Raw genomic sequence first — 270 nt, 5'->3', positions numbered from 1 at the left:
GCGCTCACCGGCGCGGGTCCGATCGAGAAGGAGGCCATCGGCAAGGCACTGGACGCCGACACCGCCGACGCGCTGCACCAGTTCCTCACCACCGGCCAGGCTCTCGCACGCACCCAGGACGAACGCGTCCGCGCCGCCCAGCTCTCCGCCGGCCCCGGCCCCGAGCTGCGAGCCGCTGCACGCGTCGCCCTGGACGGCCCCGCCGATCTGCTGCACGCCTTCATCACCACCGGCCAGTCCCAGGCCCGGCGCCAGGACCAGCTCGCCGCC

1 protein-coding gene is annotated in these 270 nt (G+C 75.6%); it reads left to right on the top strand.

Annotated elements, in window-relative coordinates:
- Window positions 1-270: ALF repeat-containing protein (locus AOK24_RS18345; RefSeq protein WP_159051915.1), on the top strand; the 270-nt coding region annotated here is incomplete at both ends.

Source organism: Streptomyces niveiscabiei (assembly GCF_001419795.1).
GTDB classification, from domain to species: domain Bacteria; phylum Actinomycetota; class Actinomycetes; order Streptomycetales; family Streptomycetaceae; genus Streptomyces; species Streptomyces niveiscabiei.
Note: the sequence above shows the minus strand (reverse complement) of the source record. Positions and strands in the feature narration are given on the sequence as shown.